At 66.2% G+C, this 15,759-nt stretch carries 15 protein-coding genes; 6 read left to right on the top strand and 9 right to left on the bottom strand.

The window, feature by feature from the left end:
- Window positions 1-78: 78 nt before the first annotated feature.
- From amt to BDD18_RS19425, 3 genes are read right to left on the bottom strand one after another with little or no spacing between them, the layout of a single operon-like run.
- Window positions 79-1,602 (bottom strand): ammonium transporter, encoded by a 1,524-nt coding sequence (amt, locus tag BDD18_RS19435; protein WP_142085318.1) that lies wholly within the window; start codon window positions 1,600-1,602, stop codon window positions 79-81.
- Window positions 1,603-1,633: 31 nt separating this feature from the next.
- A complete protein-coding gene (glnK, locus tag BDD18_RS19430; RefSeq protein WP_066692296.1) occupies window positions 1,634-1,972 on the bottom strand; it encodes a P-II family nitrogen regulator in 339 nt (112 codons plus the stop codon).
- A 43-nt stretch (window positions 1,973-2,015) separates the two neighbouring features.
- Window positions 2,016-2,747, bottom strand: coding sequence for a TorF family putative porin (locus BDD18_RS19425; protein WP_142085316.1), 732 nt, complete (start codon window positions 2,745-2,747; stop codon window positions 2,016-2,018).
- A 225-nt stretch (window positions 2,748-2,972) separates the two neighbouring features.
- On the opposite strand from BDD18_RS19425, the gene BDD18_RS19420 reads away from it, so the two are divergent.
- Window positions 2,973-4,508, top strand: coding sequence for a YifB family Mg chelatase-like AAA ATPase (locus BDD18_RS19420; protein WP_142085314.1), 1,536 nt, complete (start codon window positions 2,973-2,975; stop codon window positions 4,506-4,508).
- A gap of 175 nt (window positions 4,509-4,683) precedes the next feature.
- Here the strand turns inward: BDD18_RS19420 and BDD18_RS19415 are convergent, their stop codons facing one another.
- Genes BDD18_RS19415 through BDD18_RS19400 form a run of 4 tightly spaced genes read right to left on the bottom strand, consistent with a single transcriptional unit; the run spans window position 4,684 to window position 9,301 of the window.
- Window positions 4,684-5,421, bottom strand: coding sequence for an ABC transporter ATP-binding protein (locus tag BDD18_RS19415; RefSeq protein WP_142085312.1), 738 nt, complete (start codon window positions 5,419-5,421; stop codon window positions 4,684-4,686).
- Window positions 5,418-6,185: an ABC transporter ATP-binding protein gene (locus tag BDD18_RS19410; protein ID WP_142085310.1), complete on the bottom strand. Its 768-nt coding sequence runs from the start codon at window positions 6,183-6,185 to the stop codon at window positions 5,418-5,420. The genes BDD18_RS19415 and BDD18_RS19410 overlap by 4 nt, the downstream gene beginning before the upstream one ends.
- The gene (locus BDD18_RS19405; protein WP_142085308.1) at window positions 6,182-8,074 is read right to left on the bottom strand and encodes an ABC transporter permease; all 1,893 of its coding nucleotides are present in this window, start codon (window positions 8,072-8,074) and stop codon (window positions 6,182-6,184) included. Before BDD18_RS19405 ends, BDD18_RS19410 begins: the two co-directional genes overlap by 4 nt.
- 18 nt (window positions 8,075-8,092) lie before the next feature.
- Window positions 8,093-9,301 (bottom strand): ABC transporter substrate-binding protein, encoded by a 1,209-nt coding sequence (locus BDD18_RS19400; protein WP_142085306.1) that lies wholly within the window; start codon window positions 9,299-9,301, stop codon window positions 8,093-8,095.
- A 187-nt stretch (window positions 9,302-9,488) separates the two neighbouring features.
- Between BDD18_RS19400 and BDD18_RS19395 the strand changes: the two genes are divergently transcribed.
- Window positions 9,489-10,262, top strand: a complete 774-nt coding sequence (locus tag BDD18_RS19395) for a ferredoxin--NADP reductase (RefSeq protein ID WP_142085304.1) — start codon at window positions 9,489-9,491, stop codon at window positions 10,260-10,262.
- A gap of 141 nt (window positions 10,263-10,403) precedes the next feature.
- Window positions 10,404-11,735 (top strand): IS4 family transposase, encoded by a 1,332-nt coding sequence (locus BDD18_RS19390; RefSeq protein ID WP_125958944.1) that lies wholly within the window; start codon window positions 10,404-10,406, stop codon window positions 11,733-11,735.
- 79 nt (window positions 11,736-11,814) lie between these two features.
- On the opposite strand, the gene BDD18_RS19385 is transcribed toward BDD18_RS19390, so the two are convergent.
- Window positions 11,815-12,627 carry an outer membrane lipoprotein gene (locus tag BDD18_RS19385; RefSeq protein WP_244939163.1) on the bottom strand — a complete coding sequence of 271 codons (813 nt, stop codon included), beginning with the start codon at window positions 12,625-12,627 and terminating at the stop codon, window positions 11,815-11,817.
- Window positions 12,628-12,852: 225 nt separating this feature from the next.
- Between BDD18_RS19385 and BDD18_RS19380 the strand changes: the two genes are divergently transcribed.
- The 3 genes from BDD18_RS19380 (at window position 12,853) to BDD18_RS19370 (ending at window position 15,215) form a co-directional block, all read left to right on the top strand.
- Window positions 12,853-13,416: a shikimate kinase gene (locus BDD18_RS19380; RefSeq protein WP_142085302.1), complete on the top strand. Its 564-nt coding sequence runs from the start codon at window positions 12,853-12,855 to the stop codon at window positions 13,414-13,416.
- Window positions 13,417-13,555: 139 nt separating this feature from the next.
- Window positions 13,556-14,716 (top strand): serine hydrolase domain-containing protein, encoded by a 1,161-nt coding sequence (locus BDD18_RS19375; protein WP_142085300.1) that lies wholly within the window; start codon window positions 13,556-13,558, stop codon window positions 14,714-14,716.
- 235 nt (window positions 14,717-14,951) lie between these two features.
- Window positions 14,952-15,215 (top strand): hypothetical protein, encoded by a 264-nt coding sequence (locus tag BDD18_RS19370; RefSeq protein ID WP_142085298.1) that lies wholly within the window; start codon window positions 14,952-14,954, stop codon window positions 15,213-15,215.
- Window positions 15,216-15,234: 19 nt separating this feature from the next.
- Here BDD18_RS19370 and BDD18_RS19365 read toward each other — a convergent pair whose 3' ends face one another.
- Window positions 15,235-15,594, bottom strand: coding sequence for a response regulator (locus tag BDD18_RS19365; protein ID WP_142085296.1), 360 nt, complete (start codon window positions 15,592-15,594; stop codon window positions 15,235-15,237).
- Window positions 15,595-15,759: the final 165 nt, after the last annotated feature.

Raw genomic sequence — 15,759 nt, 5'->3', positions numbered from 1 at the left:
GCCCAATGCTTGAGGAGACTCGCTCTAAGAAAACGGGGCGGCTGCCGCACCACCAGACACGGCAGCCGGTGGTCCCCCTTAACGGCTGTACGCCGTTTCGCCGTGCGATGTGATGTCCAGACCTTCGCGCTCGTCTTCTTCCGAGACGCGCAGGCCCACCATCAGATCGACCAACTTGAACGCGATGACCGACACCACGCCCGACCACACTACCGTCAGCAACACGGCCTTGGCTTGCGTCCAGACCTGGGCGGCGATCGAGTAATCGGCCGCTGTCACCATCGAAGCTGTCACCCAGTCAGCCACGTAGCCGGGGCCGCCCAGGGCGGGGGAGTTGAACACGCCAGTCAGCAGCGCACCCACGATACCGCCTACGCCGTGCACGCCGAACACGTCGAGCGAGTCGTCAGCGCCCAGCATCTTCTTGAGGCCATGCACACCCCACAGGCAGGCAAAGCCACCCACCAGGCCGATGATCAGCGCACCGCCGATACCCACGTTGCCCGCCGCAGGCGTCACGGCCACCAGGCCAGCCACGGCGCCCGAGGCAGCGCCCAGCATCGAAGCCTTGCCGCGCATCAGCGCTTCACCCAGGCACCAGGCCAGCACGGCAGCAGCCGTGGCCACCAGCGTGTTGATGAAGGCCAGGGCAGCGAAGCCATTGGCTTCCAGGGCAGAGCCTGCGTTGAAGCCGAACCAGCCCACCCACAGCAGGGATGCACCCACCATGGTCAGCGTGAGGCTGTGCGGGGCCATGGCTTCCTTGCCGTAGCCGATGCGCTTGCCCACCATGAAGGCGCCTACCAGGCCAGCGACGGCCGCGTTGATGTGCACCACAGTGCCGCCGGCAAAGTCCAGCGCACCCCATTGCCAGATCTGACCAGCCTTGCCGGTCATGGCGTCGGCCACTTCCTTGCCGGTGTAGGCATCGGGGCCCATCCAGAACCACACCATGTGGGCCACGGGCAGGTAGCTGAAGGTGAACCACAGCACCATGAACAGCAGCACGGCAGAGAACTTGATGCGCTCGGCAAAAGCGCCCACGATCAGTGCGCAGGTGATGCCGGCAAACGTGGCCTGGAAGGCTGCGAAGGAGATTTCAGGAATCACCACGCCCTTGCTGAACGTGGCCGCGTTGGCAAAGGTGCCCGCTGCGTTGTCCCAGATGCCCTTCATGAACAGCCGGTCAAACCCGCCGATGAAAGCATTGCCTTCGGTGAACGCCAGGCTGTAGCCATAGATGAACCACAGCACCGTGATCAGCGAGAACGTGACCATGACCTGCATGAGCACGGACAGCATGTTCTTGCTGCGCACCAGGCCGCCGTAGAACAGGGCCAGGCCAGGCAGCACCATCAGGATCACCAGAATGGTGGCGACCATCATCCAGGCGGTGTCGCCCTTGTTGGGCACGGGGGCGGGAGCCTCGGCAGTTGCTGCTGGCGCTGCGGCGGCTGGGGCGGCAGCAGGTGCTGCGGGGGCCGCTTCAGCGGCGGGGGCGGTGACTGCGGCAGGCTCTGCAGCAGGCGCCTGGGCCAGGGACAAGGTGCCTGCAGTCAGCAGGCTCAGCCCCAGGACGAAAGAAGCAAGTAGTTTTTTCATGGCATTTCTTTCCGATGGGTATGGCGGGGCCTCAGAGGGCTTCCTTGCCGGTTTCGCCGGTGCGGATGCGCACCACCTGTTCGAGGTGGGACACAAAAATCTTGCCGTCGCCGATCTTGCCGGTGCGGGCTGCGCTTTCGATGGCTTCGATCACGCGGTCCACCAGGTCGTCAGCCACGGCGGCCTCGACCTTGACTTTGGGAAGAAAGTCCACCACGTACTCGGCGCCGCGGTACAGCTCGGTGTGGCCCTTCTGGCGGCCAAAGCCCTTGACTTCCGTGACGGTGATTCCTTGCACGCCGATGTCCGAGAGCGCTTCGCGCACTTCATCGAGCTTGAAGGGTTTGATGATGGCAGTCACCATTTTCATGTTCAGTTCCTCCAGCGCGGGCGCCCCAGGCGCCCGCAGCGAATTACAGGGTTTTGGTCAGGGTGACGATCACACGCGACTTGTTGACGGGACCGAAGAAGTCCTTCTTGTTCGCGCCCACCACGGCAGCGCCCAGCGACAGGCCGCTGCCGAAGTCGTACGCACCGCCCACGCTGTAATCCATGTAGTTGGGCACGCCCGAGTCCTTGATGTCGCTGGCGAAGCGGGTGAAGCCGACCGATGCCTTCAGGGTGACGCTGGGGGCCACTTCCTGTGCGAATGCCAGATTCACGTAGCCCGTGTTGCGGCCCTTCAGACCAGAACCTGCCTTGGCGCCAGCAAAACCCATGTAGTCATTGGACAGGGTGTGCGAATACTTGGCCGACAAAGGTCCGAACGTGGTGCCAATGTAGGCTTCGGTGGTGTTGCCGTTGGCGTTGCCGGGGTAGATGTAGGTCCGCGCACCGACGTCCAGATCCAAGCCGCCTGCCTTGAATTTGTAGCCGCCGTACAGGTTGGATTCGAGCGAGTTGTTGGCCAGCCAGTCCACGCTGGAGTTCCAGTTGCCGACATAGAAACCGGATTCGCCGAAGGTGTAGTCAAAGCCGCCTTGCAGTGCAGGCTTGACGGCCTTGACCTTGGACGTGTCCTGGTCCTGGCCGCGGAACTTGTAGTTCGTGGTCAGGCTGACGTTGGCGGTGAGCTGGGCGCTGGCCAGCATGGGAAGGGTTGCAACAAGGGCAACGCCCAGGGTCTTGATGACGGCGCGGGTCATGTTTCCTCCGGTTGGACAAAGTAGGGACAAGCGCTTTAAGCACGGACCGTGCCATTGCCTCCACAGGCCCTGCGCATGCGGTCCGGGCGCGGTTGCGTTGGGTTACAACAATCCCTAGTACAGTGGCGGGGATCGCGCCGGGCGAAGCACACTCATATGGTGCAAAAACCCACAAGCCCTCGCCAAAACACCCACAAACGCACCCATCTGGGGAGAAACCGCTTCATGAGTCTTGCTTTGGTGCAAAGCCGCGCCCTTCTGGGGATGTTGGCGCCTTCTGTCACCGTGGAAGTGCATCTGGCCAACGGCCTGCCCAGCTTCACGCTGGTGGGCCTCGCCGATGTGGAAGTGAAAGAAGCGCGCGAACGCGTGCGCTCGGCCCTGCAGAACGCAGGGCTGGAATTCCCGCACAACAAGCGCATCACGGTGAACCTGGCCCCGGCCGACCTGCCCAAGGATTCCGGGCGGTTCGACCTGCCGATTGCGCTGGGCATCCTCGCCGCCAGTGGGCAGATCGATGCCAGCCGGCTGGCGGGGCATGAATTTGCGGGCGAGCTGTCCCTGTCCGGCGAGCTGCGCCCCGTGCGAGGCGCCCTGGCCACCAGCCTGGCGCTGCACACGCAAGGCAGCACCGCCTGCCTGGTGCTGCCCCCCGGCAGTGCCGAAGAAGCCGCCCTGGTGCCCGGCGCGCGGGTGGTGCGTGCGCGCCACCTGCTGGACGTGGTGCAGGCCTTTCTGCCACCCGGCGCTGAGCCCCCCGCCCCCAGCGAAGGCTGGGCGGTGCTGCAGGCACAGCCACCGCGCACCCCCACCGGCGGGCCGGACCTGGCCGATGTGAAGGGCCAGACGGCTGCGCGCCGCGCGCTGGAGATTGCCGCTGCTGGCGGCCATGGCCTCTTGATGGTGGGCCCGCCCGGCTCGGGCAAGTCCATGCTGGCGCAGCGCTTTGCCGGACTGCTGCCCGCCATGCAAGTGGACGAGGCGCTGGAGAGCGCCGCCGTGGCCAGCCTGGCCGGCAGCTTCCGCCCGGACGACTGGGGCCGCCGCCCCACGCGCCAGCCCCACCACACGGCCAGCGCCGTGGCGCTGGTGGGTGGCGGATCACCACCCCGCCCCGGCGAAATCTCGCTCGCCCACCAGGGCGTGTTGTTCTTGGACGAGCTACCGGAATTCCCCCGTGCCGCGCTGGAGGCGCTGCGCGAGCCGCTCGAAACCGGCCATATCACCATCGCCCGCGCGGCGCAGCGGGCGGAATTCCCGGCCCGGTTTCAACTGATTGCCGCCATGAATCCGTGCCCCTGTGGCTTCCTCGGGTCGAGCCAGCGGGCCTGCCGCTGCACGCCCGACCAGGTGGCGCGCTACCAGGGCAAGCTCAGCGGCCCGCTGCTCGACCGCATCGACCTGCATGTGGAGGTGCCCGCCCTGCCCGCCGAGCAACTGGTGGGCGCCCCGGCGGGCGAGGCCAGCGCCACCGTGCGCGAGCGGGTGGAGCGCGCCCGGGCCCGCGCGCTGGCGCGGCAAGGCCACCCCAACCAGGCGCTGCAGGGCCAGGGCATGGACGAGCTGGTGATGCTGCAGGACGACGCCCTGCAGTTCTTGCAGCGCGCGGCCAACCGGCTGGGCTGGTCGGCCCGCAGCACCCACCGCACCCTGCGGGTGGCCCGCACCATTGCCGACCTGGCGGGCGCCACCCACACCGGCGCAGACCATGTGGCCGAGGCGGTGCAACTGCGCCGGGGGCTGCACCACACGCAGCATTGACCGTATTTGCTACTAAATCAATAGCTGTTTGCGCTTACCCAATAAGCGCCAGAGGCCAAAACAATGCATGAAACTGCACGCTGCAAACCGTGCAGGTAAAGCGCCTTTGCGGCACATCCCCAAAGCCTTGATGCGCTGGACATGAACCCCGGTGGGCGCAAGGCGTGCGGCTCGCTCACACCCCCAGGCAGTTCTTGCGCACGTCGGGGTTGGCCACCACGTCGGCCATGCTGCCTTCGTGAACCACCTCGCCCTGTTCGATAAGGTAGGCGCGGTCGGCCACGGCTTCGGCGAACGGCAGGTTCTGCTCGCTCAGCAGCACACTCACACCCTGCGCCTTCAGGGCGCGGATGGTGCGGGCCATTTGCTGCACGATGAGGGGCGCCACGCCTTCTGAGGGTTCATCCAGCAGCACCAGCAGCGGCTGGCCCATGAGCGTGCGAGCCACGGTGAGCATTTGCTGCTCGCCCCCGCTCATGCGCCCACCGGGGCGCTGGGGCATTTCGCCCAGGTTGGGGAACAGCGCAAACAGCTTCTCGGGCATCCACTCGGGGGCGGCGGTGCCATCGGGCCAGCGGCGCGGGCGCTGGCGGCCCACCTCCAGGTTGTCCATCACCGACAGGTCGGTGAAGATGCGGCGCTCTTCGGGCACATAGCCCAGGCCGAGGCGGGCAATATCGTGCGGCTCGCGCCGCGCAATGTCGTGCCCCAAAAACTGCACGCTACCGCGCCGCGCCACCATGCCCATGAGAGCCTTGAGCGTGGTCGATTTACCGGCGCCGTTGCGGCCCATGAGGGCCACGACCTCACCGCGCCCCACCTGCAGCGATACGTCAAACAGAATCTGCGCCGCGCCGTACCAGGCGTTGAGGCCTTGCACCTGCAGCAGTGGCGCGGAGGCGTTTTCTGTCATGCGGTCGCCTCCACATCAAAGCCTGCGCCCAGATAGGCCTCTTGCACGCGCGCATCGGCCTGGATCTGCTCGGGCGTGCCTTCGGCCAGCAGGCGGCCGCGCACCAGCACCAGCACGCGGTCGGCCTGGCCAAACACCACGTCCATGCTGTGCTCGGTGAACAGCACGCCCATGCGGCGTTCGCGGGCGATTTGGCGGGTCAGCGCCATCAGGGCCAGGCGCTCGGCCGGGGCCATGCCCGCAGTGGGCTCGTCCATCAGCAGCAGGCGCGGGCCATGGGCCAGGGCCATGGCCAGCTCCACGCGCTTCACATCGCCATAGGCCAGGGCGCTGCAGGGGCGGTCGGCCTGGGCGTGCATGCCCACGCGCTCCAGCAAGTCCAGTGCATCGGCCCGCCGGTGGGCAGCGGCGGGCCGCCACCAGTGCAGGATGCGCCGGTCTGCCGACAGCAGCGCCATCTGCACGTTTTCCACCACCGTCAAAGAGCGGAAGGTTTCGGCGATCTGGAAGGTGCGGCCCACGCCCCGCCGCCAGATGGTGCGCGGGGGCAGGCCCACGAGTGATTCACCGGCCAGCCGCACGTCACCCGCATCGGGCCGCAACTGCCCGCCCACCATGTTGAAGGTGGTGGACTTGCCCGCGCCATTGGGGCCGATGAGGGCCAGCATTTCGCCTTCGGCCAGCGAAAAGCCCACGCCATCGACCGCCTGCACGCCGCCAAAGGCGCGCGAAAGGCCCGTCACCTGCAGCAGCGGCGCGCTCATGCAGCCCCCCTGCGGCGGGCCCACCAGGCCTGGGCAAAACCGGCCAGCCCCTGGGGGAAGGCCAGCACCAGCAGCAGCATGGTGGCGCCCAGCAAGGCGCGCCAGTAGTCGGTGTTGCGCGCCACGGTGTCGTGCAGCCAGGTCAGCGCGCCCGCGCCCAGCAGGGGGCCCGCCAGCGTTTGCACGCCGCCCAGCAGCACCATCACCAGGCCATCCACCGACTTGGCCACGGCCAGGGCTTCGGGCGAAATGCTGCCCTTGGCCAGCAAAAACAGCGCGCCCGCCAGGCCCGCCAGCGCACCCGCCAGCACAAAGCCGATCCACTGCACACGGCGCACATCGATGCCAATGGCCTCGGCACGCAGCGGTGCATCGCGCCCCGCGCGCAGGGCGTAACCGAGCGGCGCCAGCAGCACCCTGCGCAGCACCAGCACGCCCAGCGCCACCAGGGTGAGCGTGAGCCAGTAAAAGCGCGCGCCCTGGGTCCACCAGTCCGAAGGCCACACGCCCGTGATGCCGTTGCTGCCACCGGTCAGGCTGTCCCACTGGTAGCACACGGCCCAGGTGATCTGTGCAAACGCCAGCGTGAGCATGGTGAGCGACACACCCGACAGCCGCACGCAGAACCAGCCGTACACCAGCGCCCCCAGCGCCGCCACCAGCGGTGCCAGCACCAAAGCGGCCTCCATGGGCAGGCCTGCCGCGCGCACCAGCAGCGCTGCGGCGTAGGCGCCCAGGCCAAAGTAGGCCGCGTGGCCAAACGAATGCAGGCCCGCAGGCCCCATCAAGAAATGCAGGCTGGCGGCAAAAAGGGCTGCCACCAGCACATCGGCTGCCAGCACGGTGGCATAGGGCCAGGCCCCAGCGGCCATGGGCAGCAGCACCAGCGCGGCCAGCAGGGCCAGCCACGCCGTGCGGGCGGCGGGGCCTGCGGCTTTGAGCGGGGTTTCGGCATCGCCCGCGACGCGGGCGGTTGCCTGCGGTTTGCCCATCAGGCCCCAGGGGCGCCACACCAGCACCACGGCCATCACCACAAATTCCACCACCAGAGTGAGCTTGGAGAACGACAAGGCCACGCCACCCACCTCGACCAGACCGATCCAGATGCACAGCGCCTTCAACTCGGCAATCAGCAGCGCGGCCACAAAGGCGCCAGGCAGCGAACCCATGCCACCCACCACCACCACCACGAAGGCGGCGCCAATGGTGTGCATGTCCAGTTCCAGGCTGGCGGGCTCGCGCGGCAGCTGCAGCGCACCACCCAGCCCGGCCAGCAACGCGCCCAGGGCAAACACGCTGGTGAACAGCCAGGCCTGGTTCACGCCCAGGGCGCCGACCATCTCGCGGTCTTGCGTGGCCGCGCGCACCAGCGTGCCCCAACGCGTGCGGTGCAGCAGCCACCACAGGGCGCCCAGCACCACGGGGCCAATGGCGATCAACAGCAGGTCGTACGCAGGGAACGGCCGCCCGAGGACATTGACGGAGCCCTCCAGCCCCGGCGCGCGGGGGCCAAACAGCTCTTCAGGGCCCCAGGCCCACAGCACCGCGTCTTTGACCACCAGCACCAGCGCAAAGGTGGCCAACAGTTGCAGCAGCTCCGGAGCGCGGTAGATGCGCCGCAGCAGCGCCATCTCTACCACCGCACCCAGCACGCCAGTGGCCAGGGGCGCCAGCAGCAGCGCGGGCCAGAAGCCGAGGCTGCCCGACAGCTGCTCCACCAGCGTGTAGGCCACATACAGCCCCAGCATGTAGAACGAGCCGTGCGCAAAGTTGACGATGCGGGTGACGCCAAAGATCAGCGACAGCCCCGCTGCCACCAGGAACAGCGACGACGCACCGGCCAGCCCGTTGAGCAGCTGGCCGATCAGGCTGGAGAACCCGGCTTCCATGCGTTGAGCTGCGCCGTATCAGTCCGCTGCGCGCAGCTTCTTGACCTCTTCGGCGCTGGGCTGGAACTTGGCGCCATCGGCATAGCGGAAGTTGACCATCACGCCTTTGCCGCCTTCATTGCGCGTCTTGCCCACAAAGGCGCCCATGGTGGACTGGTGGTCTTCCGCGCGGTAGCGGATGGGGCCGAAGGGCGAGGTCAGCTCCAGCCCCCGGAAGGCGGTGATGAGCTTCTCGGTATCGGCCCCGCCCGCCTTGCGCATGCCTGCCGCCAGCGACTGGATCGCCGTGTAACCCACCACGGAACCCAACCGCGGGTGGTCTTTGTACTTGTCCTGATAGGCCTTCAAAAACGCCTGGTGCTCGGGCGTGGTGATGCCGTACCAGGGGTAGCCGGTCACGGTCCAACCGGTGGGGGCTTCGTTCTTGAGCGGGTCCAGGTACTCGGGCTCGCCGGTGAGCAGGCTCACCACCTCGCGGCCCTGGAACAGGCCGCGCGTGTTGCCCTCGCGCACAAAGCGCGCCAGGTCGGCCGCGAACAGCACGTTGAAGATGGCGTCGGGCTTGGCATCGGCCAGGGCCTGCACCACGCTGCCGGCGTCCACCTTGCCCAGGGGCGCGGCCTGCTCGGCCACAAACTCCACATCGGGCTGGGCCTGCTTGAGCAGCTTCTTGAACGTGGCCACGGCCGACTGGCCGTATTCGTAGTTGGGGTAGACGATGGCCCAGCGCTTCTTCTTGAGCGCGGCGGCCTCGGGCACCAGCATGGCCACCTGCATGTAGGTGGAGGCGCGCAGGCGGAAGGTGTAGCGGTTGCCGCTCTCCCACACGATCTTGTCGGTCAGCGGCTCGGCGGCCAGGAAGAACACCTTTTTCTGGCGCGCAAAGTCCGTCAGCGCCAGGCCCACGTGCGAGAGAAAGCTGCCCATCAGCACATCGACCTTCTCGCGCGCCAGCAGCTCCTCCGCCGCGCGCACGGCGTCGCCGGGGTTGGCATTGTCGTCGCGCACGATGAGCTGCAGCTTGCGCCCGGCAATGCCGCCGCTGGCATTGACCTGCTCCACGGCCAGCTCCATGCCCTTCTTGTAGGGCTCCAGAAATGCGGGCTGGGCCTTGTAGCTGTTGATTTCACCGATCTTGTAGGTGCCCTGGGCCAGCGCCGGGCCAGCCAGCAGGCTCAGGCCCAACAGGGGTGCCCAGGTTCTGAGCAAAGCGGTGCATAAGGGCATGACTTTTCTTTCGTTTGAATCAAAGGCTTGAGGGCCGACAATGTACCTGCGCACCCGTTTGCCTGACAATAAACGGGTTTACCTGCTAGCCAAAGGCGTTGCGGCCTCCTGTACACGCGCCAGCCAAGCTCCTTTGTCCGCCAGCGTCTGGCGGTGGCTCCCCCGATTCTCATCTTTGCAAGAAACCATGAGTGCCTTTCTCGAAGAACGCGTCCTGACCGTTCACCACTGGACTGACCGCCTTTTCAGCTTCACCACCACGCGCGATCCCGCGCTGCGCTTTTCCAACGGCCATTTCACCATGATCGGCCTGAAGGTGGACGGCAAGCCGCTGCTGCGCGCGTACTCCATCGCCAGCCCCAACTGGGAAGAACACCTGGAGTTCCTGTCGATCAAGGTGCCCGACGGCCCACTGACCTCGCGCCTGCAAAACATCCAGGTGGGTGACACCATCATCGTCGGCAAGAAGCCCACGGGCACGCTGCTCATCGACTACCTGCTGCCCGGCAAGAACCTGTACCTGATCGGCACCGGCACCGGTCTGGCGCCCTGGCTGTCCATCGTGCGCGACCCCGAAACCTATGAACGCTTTGAAAAAGTGATCGTGGTGCATGGCGTGCGCGAAGTGAACGAGCTGGCCTATCAGGACCTGTTCGAGAAAGAGCTGCCCAACCACGAGTTCCTGGGCGAAATCGTCAAGGACAAGCTGATCTACTACCCCACCGTGACGCGCGAGCCCTTCCGCAACCAGGGCCGCATCACCGACCTGATCGCAAACGGCACCTTCCCCGCCAACATCGGCCTGCCCCCGCTCGACCCGCTGACCGACCGCGTGATGCTGTGCGGCAGCCCCGCCATGCTGGCTGATCTGAAGGTCATGCTGGAAAAGCGCGACTTTGAAGAAGGCAACACCAGCACGCCCGGCGACTTCGTGGTGGAGCGCGCCTTCGTCGAGAAATAAGCGGCGGCAACGCTGCCCGACACAAAGGGAGCCCACGGGCCAATGCCAGTAAGTTAAGCAAAGGCCCTTCGGGGTCTTTGTTGTTTGTACAGTGCAGGCTTGATCAATTGAGCTTTGGCCATAGAGGTCAAGCGATAGCCAATGCTGCTGCAAGAGTACCTGAACGATACCCATGAGTTTGCGAGCCCCGAACAATGGGGTGTCGTTCAAAGCAACATACCCCAGCAGTGGATTGAACAGGCCTTGCAGATGACGGGTGTAGCCACGCTGCGCAAGCGGCGACTGCCCATGGAGCAGGCACTTTGGCTGGTATTGGGTGTGGCCTTGCTTAGAGACCGCTCCATCGTGAACGTGGCCGAGGTACTGGAGCTGGCACTGCCTGGGCAGCACAATGAACCCATCAGCTCCAGCGCGCTGAGCCAGGCGCGCCAACGGCTGGGCAGTGAGCCCCTGCAATGGCTGTTTCGCCACACTGCTGCCCATTGGGCGCACCAGCAGGCCGCTCGCCACCGCTGGCAAGGCTTGGCGCTGTACGCATTGGATGGCGTGGTCTGGCGTACCCCCGACACACAAGACAACCGCCAGCACTTTGGTTGCCAGCGCAACCACGCAGACCACCAAAGTCCCTTCCCCCTGGTGCGCATGGCCTGCTTGCTCGATGCCAGAGCTCGTTTATTGGTAGATGCCAGCCTGGATGCCTACGACACCAGTGAGTACGCATTGGCTGAACGCTTGTGGCCGAAGTTGCCGCCTGACTCGCTGGTGATTGTGGACAAAGGGTTTTACTCGGCAAGTCTGCTGTGGCCGCTGCAACACCGCCAGGGACGTCACTGGCTGATCCCTGCGCGTGCCGGACTCAGGGGCGAGGTGGTGCAAACGCATGGCCCTGGCGATGTGAGCTTGCGCATGAAGGTCTCGCCCCAAGCTCGCAAGAAAGACCCCGGCTTGCCGCTCACGTGGGAGGTGCGCGCCATCACCCGTGAACTCGATGGCAAACCCAGAACCTTGTTCACGTCCCTGATGGATCCGGCACGCTACAAGGCCGAGGAGGTGTTCGCGCTGTACCACGAACGCTGGGAGATTGAGCTGGCCTATGGAGAGATGAAGACGGACATGCTGGGCCAGGCGATGACGTTGCGCAGCCAGCAACCCGATGGGGTCAAGCAAGAGCTGTGGGCAACCTTGTTGATGTACAACCTGATCCGCTTGGAGATCACGCGCATCGCAGACGAGGCCAAAGTGCAGCCCTGTCGCATCAGCTTCATCACGGCGCTGCGCTACATCGTGGATGAGTGGCTGTGGAGTTCAGGATCACACACCCCTGGGGCCATCCCGGCCAAGCTTGCGGCCATGAGAAAGAACATCCGCCGCTTCGTGCTGCCGCCTCGCAGATCCCACAGGCGGTATCCGCGTGAGGTTCGTATGACCAAGACCCAGTATCCCGTCAAAAAAATGCCGCTCAGACTTAACTGAGCGGCATTGGCCCACGGGCTCCCTTTTTTCATACATCTGCGCAAGGCGGCAGCCGGTTTCTAACCCCGCGCCAGCGCACTCACTGCTGCATGGCCACGTAGCCGGGCTGCGAAACCGTCTGGTACTGGGGCGCTGGCTGGGGCTGCTGCGCCTGCGGCAGGGTGCCCTCGTCGGCCACGCGGAAGCCCTTGCCTTGCAGCACCACCGGGGTGCCCACGGCAGGCGGTTGCGAGCGGGTGAAGACGCGGCTGCTGCCGTCTTCCAGGCGCACGCGCACCTGGTAGGTGGTCTGGGTGCGGGTGCGTTTTTCGATCTCGTGGCCGGCATAGCCGCCACCCACCGCGCCCAGCACCGTGGCAGCGGTGCGCCCGTTGCCCTTGCCGATCTGGTTGCCCACCACGGCACCCAGCACGCCACCGGCCACGGCACCCACGCCGGTGGCCGGCGCTGCCTGCTCGATGGCCTGGACCGATTCCACACGGCCACAGGTGCTGCAAATGCTGGCCGCGCGCTGCGCCACGGGTGTGCCTGCGGGCTGGCGGGCCACATCACCACGGGCGGCGGGCGTTTGCGGCCAGGCGGGGGCTGGTGCTGCGCCACGCTGCGGGGCGGCGCTTGCCAGAGGGGCCGTGCCCACAGGTGCAGCCTGCAGCGACGACGCCACGGCAGGCGCAGCCAGAGCTGCGGGCGTGGTCTGCGCCATGGCGGCTTCGGTGGGCGGCGCGCTGCGGCGCTCTACCACCAGCACGGTGGCCAAGGCCACCACGCAAGCGCCCAGGCTGCCAATGGCCACCCACATCCACTTGGGAGAAGCGAAGCCGGCAGCAGCGGCGGCAGCGCCGGGCATTGCCACAGGGGTTGCGGGTACGGTGAGAACAGTGTTTTTCTGCATGGTTTTCCTTTGCTGTAAGGCGCCCGATGGATGGCGGTACCCCGATGGCCTAAAGGTACACAGGCTCTGCGGCTTGTGCAGCGGCTGTTCCGTAAAGCTTGTAAGCACCTGTTTGGGCGGCGCCAGTCCATGCGGCGGCTTTCACAGCCCGCTGCGCTGGGCCCGCCACCCCACCCGGGGCCGTAAACTTGGACCCTGGTTCCGTTGGGGCAAGACAGGAGATTTATGCAGATTCGCTGTGCACTGGTCGGCATGCCCGGCTCGGGCAAATCCACCGTGGGCAGGCACCTGGCCCAGCGGCTTGGGGTGCCGTTCATTGACCTGGACCACCAGCTGGAACAGGTGCTGAAGACCAGCATCCGCCAGTTTTTTGAAGCCGAAGGCGAAGCGCGTTTTCGCGACATCGAGGCCCAGGTGCTGGCAAAGGTGACGGCGCGGCCCGGCGGCATGGTGCTGTCCACCGGCGGCGGCGCCGTGCTGCGCCCGGAAAACCGCCAGGTGCTGCGCGACTTTGGCAATGTGCTGTATCTGCGGGCATCGCCCGAAGAGATCTTCAAGCGCGTGAAGCACGACCGCACCCGCCCCCTGCTGCAGGTGAACAACCCCCTGCAAAAGCTGCGCGAGCTGTATGCCCAGCGCGATGCGCTGTACCGCGAGGCAGCCACCTACGTGATCGAAACCGGTCGACCCACGGTGCAGACGCTGGTCAACATGATCATGATGCAGCTGGAGATGGCGCCCCCTCCGGCCGCGCCAGCAAGCCCCTCAGAAGCACTATCAAAACAATAGCTGGCTGCGCTTGCTGAATGGGCGCTAGAGCCCGTTTTGGCATCAAACCCACAAAGCCAGGGGCAACCTGGGCGCAGCCTTGTGCCGCACCGCCACATCGGCAAAATGGGGCATTTTCCAGCCCGAGGGAGCCTTGCCCATGAACCCTTTCGCCCTGGCGCGCGTGCGCACAGTGTTGCTTGATCTGGTCACCCAAGGGGTGTTGCCTGGTGCCGTGGCGCTGGTGCAGCACCGGGGCCGCACGGTGCTGCACGAAGCCGTGGGCCTGCAGCGCCCCGCAAACCTAGCCCAGCCAGGGCTCGCCGTTCCCGCCGTGGCGCCAGACACGGTGTTTCGCATCTACTCCATGACCAAGCCCATCGCCTCGCTGGTGGCGCTGATGCTGATGGAGGAAGGGCGCCTGCTGCTGGCGCACCCCGTGTCCCGTTACCTTCCCGCCTTCAAAGGGCAGCAGGTGTACGACGCTGCCACCGGCACCCTGGCGCCCGCCGCCCGCGAAGCCACCATGCACGACCTGCTGCGCCACACGGCAGGCCTGAGCTACGCCTGGGACACCGGCCCCATTGCCGACCAGTACCGCAACGCCCGCGTGGGCTCGCGCAGGCACAGCAACCAGCAACTGGCGGCCGCACTCGCCCCCCTGCCCCTGCTGCACCCGCCCGGCACCTGCTGGGAATACAGCCGCGCCACCGATGTGCTGGGCGCCATCATTGAAGTGATTGAAGGCGCCCCGCTGGGCCAGGTGCTGCAGCGGCGCGTTTTTGAGCCGCTGGGCATGCAGGACACCGGCTTCAGCGTGCCCGCCTCCAGCCGCCACCGGCTGGCCGAGCCCTTTGCCCGCGACCCGCTCACCGGCGCTGGCGTCACCCTGATCGACGTGGCCGAGCCCCCAGTGTTTGAATCTGCTGGCGGGGGCCTGGTCTCCACCGCTGCCGACTACGCCCGCTTCCTGCAACTGATGCTGGGGCGCGGCACGGTGCACACACCCACCGGCAGCGTGCGCCTGGCCAGCAGCGCCACGGTGGATTTCATGACGGCCGACCACCTCGGCACCCTGCCGCGCGCGGGCACCATCCTGCCCGCAGGCTGCGGTTTTGGACTGGGTGTAGCGGTGCGCCTGGCCACGGGCGGCGCCACGCGGCCCGGCAGTGCGGGGCACTACAGCTGGAGCGGCATGGGCGGCACGTTCTTCTTCGTCGATCCGGCGCAAGACCTGTTCGCCATCCTGCTCACGCAGGCGCCGGGGCAGCTGGAAATGCTGTGCGAGCTGTTCCCCACTTTGGTCTACGCCGCGCTGTAAACCTGGGCGGGCATGCCACTACTGCTGCGCTGGTGAATTGGCAAAGGCCCCTGCCGCACACCCCGTGGCACCGGGGCCAGGGCCCGGCGCATCCTCGAAGTTAACAATCAAGATACGTTTTCACACATTCATTTCCACACGATGCGCGTAGAGTGGACTCTCGCTTCTTGAGCGCCTTGGCAACACGCTTTGGATTTCAGTTTCGCCGCGCACCAGCGGCCAATGAAAGTTCACCATGGAAACCAAGCTGCTGCGGGCCATCGCAAGCTCCGCACACCCCATGGTCTTGCAAGACCCCCAAGATATTGACCTCTTCCACGCGCTGGCACAACGCGGACTGGTGCGTGGCGAGTGCTACACCACCGCATCGGGCGAGCAAGTGGTGGCCGTGCACGGCCCGACCCCCGACGGGCGGGCCCTGCTGGCCTTGGAGAACTACGTGAGCGAATGCGAAGGCGGCCAGCGCCCTGTGCCCCCACGCAAAGCCGCCTGCGGTTGACCAGACCAACCCCACAGCATCACGCCAGAAAGGCCGCGAAGAACTCGTCCAGCTCGGTGGATTTGTCGAACACCGCATCCGCCCCCAGGCGCACGCAGGCCTCGCGCAAATCTGCAGTGGCGTAGTTCGTCAGCACATACACCTTGCGGCCCGCCAGTTCGCCGGGCAACTGGGCCAGCACCTCCAGGCCTGTGCCCTCGCGCAAGAACATGTCCAGCACCAGCACATCCCACGGCACCTGGCGCAGGGTTGCCAGGGCCTCCTGGGCGCCATCGGCCATTGCCACCACGCGCGCCCCGGCAAGCTCCTGCAGCGCAGGAACCAGCGTTTCGCGAATGGTGGTGTTGTCTTCTACGAGGACGACTCTGGGGGTCAGCATGGGCAGGCTTTGGAAGGCGTTTCACCATACCCCCGCACGCCGTTGGGCCGGTGTAGGAGGAGGCGCCGCAAAGCCGCGCTCCCTCACCGGCAGGCAAGCAACTCTGCACCAGAACCGACTCAGACGCTTACCTAACAAGCGCCTACAGCTATTTATTTAATAGCA

It is taken from the genome of Acidovorax temperans (assembly GCF_006716905.1).
Lineage (GTDB): Bacteria > Pseudomonadota > Gammaproteobacteria > Burkholderiales > Burkholderiaceae_C > Acidovorax > Acidovorax temperans.
The sequence above is the reverse complement of the archived record's forward strand: the minus strand, read 5'-3'. Positions and strand labels throughout refer to the sequence as shown.